The 2,812-nt window shown below is 64.1% G+C and carries 2 protein-coding genes; one reads left to right on the top strand and one right to left on the bottom strand.

Features of this window, described 5'->3' with window-relative positions; genetic code table 11:
• Positions 1 to 617: 617 nt before the first annotated feature.
• Positions 618 to 1,160 (top strand): glycine zipper 2TM domain-containing protein, encoded by a 543-nt coding sequence (locus AC1D1T_RS31515; RefSeq protein WP_477993299.1) that lies wholly within the window; start codon positions 618 to 620, stop codon positions 1,158 to 1,160.
• 517 nt (positions 1,161 to 1,677) lie between these two features.
• Here AC1D1T_RS31515 and AC1D1T_RS31510 read toward each other — a convergent pair.
• On the bottom strand, positions 1,678 to 2,787 hold the full coding sequence (locus AC1D1T_RS31510) for a tyrosine-type recombinase/integrase (protein WP_477993298.1): 1,110 nt from the start codon (positions 2,785 to 2,787) through the stop codon (positions 1,678 to 1,680).
• Between the last annotated feature and the right edge of the window lie 25 nt (positions 2,788 to 2,812).

Genomic DNA, 2,812 nt, shown 5'->3' with positions numbered 1-2,812 from the left:
CCCAATGACAAAGGGCCCGCATCGCTGCGGGCCCCGCCAATACTGGCTTCTCGACCTGGGCTCGATCCAAAGTGTGCCGACGGACCCGACCGTCTTTCAGGATCAGCAGGATTGGCAGCTCGCCATCGCTACCCTACTGCAAGAGATCCTGGAGCAAGTCAAGGCATCGGTCTCACGACGTCTGGCCGAATCAAGCAGAGTTAAGCGTCCAGACCTTGTAAGACCTATCCCTGYGGACAGTGGCTACCTCGCAACGGCTCTGCCATGTCGGCAGTCCGGAGGGTGGCGATATCGATAGCGAATGCGTAAGTCGTTGATTTTTCTCGTGGTCGAGGGATTGCAAATCCGTTGACGCCAGTGAGCCACCGGTGGCGAGCCAGCGCAGGACAGCGTTGGGCAGAGTGACCGGGCTCAGGCGTGGTGCTGACGCTCAGGCTGGTGCGGCGACCTGCGCACAACGACCCTGACCGGTCATGCAACGATCGCCAGATGGAAGCCGCAGCGGACACCGAAGCGACACACGCGTCGCGAAGTCCTACACCAGATCCCGGCCTCTACTGCCATGCACGCGGCGAGCCGGGCACGACAATTGAGGTGGGCTACCACAGGAGCAACCCATGGACAAATCAATGATCAAAGGTATCGCGGTCGGCGGCATCGCAATGGTGATGCTGGGCGCGGGTGCCGTCACGGGTTATCAGAAAATGTCGCAGCCCAAGGCCGCTGAGGTGATGGCAGTCAAAGAGGTAACGGAGACCGTGACGACGCCGCGCCAACAGTGTGAGACGGTGCAGGTGCAGCGCCAGGCGCCGGTCAAGGACGAGAACCGCCTGCTCGGCAGTGTTGGTGGCGCGGTGCTCGGCGGCGTGCTCGGTCACCAGATTGGCGGCGGCACCGGTAAGAAGGTGGCCACCGTAGCTGGCGCTGCGGCAGGCGGCTACGCCGGCAACCAAGTGCAGAAGAACATGCAGCAAGGTGACGTTATCTCGACCGCCGAGCAGCGCTGCAAGACGGTGCAAGAGAAGTCGAAGAAGTTGGTTGGCTACGACGTGAGTTACCGCCTGAATGGCAAGGACGGAGTGGCGCGAACCTCGTTTCGCCCTGGCGCCACGCTGCCGGTGAAGGACGGCCAAGTCGACACGACAGCGCCGACGTCTTGAGCCACACGCCGTCCAGGTGCAACAGCAGGCAATCCGATGCTTCGTAGCAACGTTGCTCGACTTCCTGCCTCCATGCAATCGCCAGCGGGACTGCTCTTCAAGCGCGATGCACATCCTGGGCTTGGCTCTAAACGTGTCTAACCGATGCCCAATGACCCGCGTCCGCCCTGTGTGTTCTCCTACCTCAAGAGTTAGACAAAGTACTCGCGCGGGCGCCGTAGCCCTTGATCGACGTCCAGACTTCTAAGCAGCGGGTCTTCACGGCGCAACCGTGCAGCATTCTGGGCTTCGAGCCCGCGAGGAATTGGGAGACAACTCCGCTTCGCCCAGCCGGGTGCTCGCCCAGGCATGCGAACCTCAGCCCGAAGCGGGCGGCGGCGGGCCGCCAAGATGCGGACGCAGTGTGGCGCTGGGGTGTCCAAGCGAACAGCAGAGCTTCATGGCAGCTCAGACGCTCGTTGACGTGCCGAGCCCAGCGGGCGAGATTCGGGGGACGTTTACTGTGATAGCGCGCCCATCACTCGCTCTCAGAATTCCTCTCCAAGTCGAGAAGCCGACTTCCTGCGTTGTCAATCACGGCATGTCGAAAATATCCCACCAATGAGGCTGTCGACCGATGCCCCGTCATCGCCATCGTCTCGCCGAGCGGGATCTGCTGACGACCGGCCTCGGTGACGAACCCTGAGCGCAGCGAATGGGCAGAAAAACCTTCGTCGATGCCGGCGAGCACACAGCGCTTCTTGACGATGTCGCGCACGGCGGCGGCCGACAGGGGCTCACCGAGCTTGCCGCCGCGCCGCACGCGGCGGAAGAGGGGGCCCGCGACGATCTCGGCGGCAGCCAGCCAGGCCTGCAGCGCAAGTGCAGCTCTCCCTACGATGGGCTTGTCATTCTCTGCACGATCGACGCCGCTCTGGTTGGTTTTGGAGTGGCTCAGCGTGTAGAGGAAGGCGTCGCCGACGCGCCGCGTGTTCTCCATGCTGGCGAGCGCGACTTCTGAGCGCCGGCGGCCGCCGCTGGAAAACGCGAAGAGGAGGAGGGCGCGGTCGCGCAAACCCGCCAACGACGCGTCGCACGTGTCGAGCAGCGCCTCGAGCGGCTCGCGCGTGAGCGCCGGTTTCTTGCGGGGCAGGGCGCCGCGCTTCGCGTAGGCGCGCCGCGCCTTGGACAGCAGCTCGCGCACCCGCGGCTGCGCGCACGGGTTGACCACCACCTGCACCTGGTGCGCCTTGGACAGCACGCTGATGCGGTGCACGAGGGTGTTCAGCGTCGGGGCGCCGAGCTTTCCCTTGTAGCCACCGTCGACCAGCGCCAGGTCGATCGCCGTCGGCAGCTCGCTGACGAGCTCACCGGCGGTGTCGAGGCGCTGGGCATGGTCGACGATGAATTGAACGACGGCCGCTTCATCGACCGGTAGGCTGATCGGGCGGCGGTACCGCAGCGCGTACCAGGCGGCCCAGTAGCGCAGGGCCGAGCGGTAGCTGCGCAAGGTGTTTTCTGACTCCCCTTGGCGCAGCAACGCGGCCTCGGCCTCTTGCGCCATCGAGCGCAGTTGAGTCGGATCCAGGGCGTGCGACCCGCTGGCGGCCGGAAAAAGCGTCGCGAGTGATGTTTTCTCTATTTTCATATGTAAACTGTACGATGTCTAACGT

This window comes from Rhizobacter sp. P2_H3 (genome assembly GCF_056403355.1).
The sequence above is the reverse complement of the archived record's forward strand: the minus strand, read 5'-3'. Positions and strand labels throughout refer to the sequence as shown.

Excerpts from the sequence above, each read along its gene's own strand:
- AC1D1T_RS31510 (WP_477993298.1), bottom strand. The coding sequence starts at position 2,787 with ATGAAAATAGAGAAAACATCACTCGCGACGCTTTTTCCGGCCGCCAGC.
- AC1D1T_RS31515 (WP_477993299.1), top strand. The coding sequence starts at position 618 with ATGGACAAATCAATGATCAAAGGTATCGCGGTCGGCGGCATCGCAATG.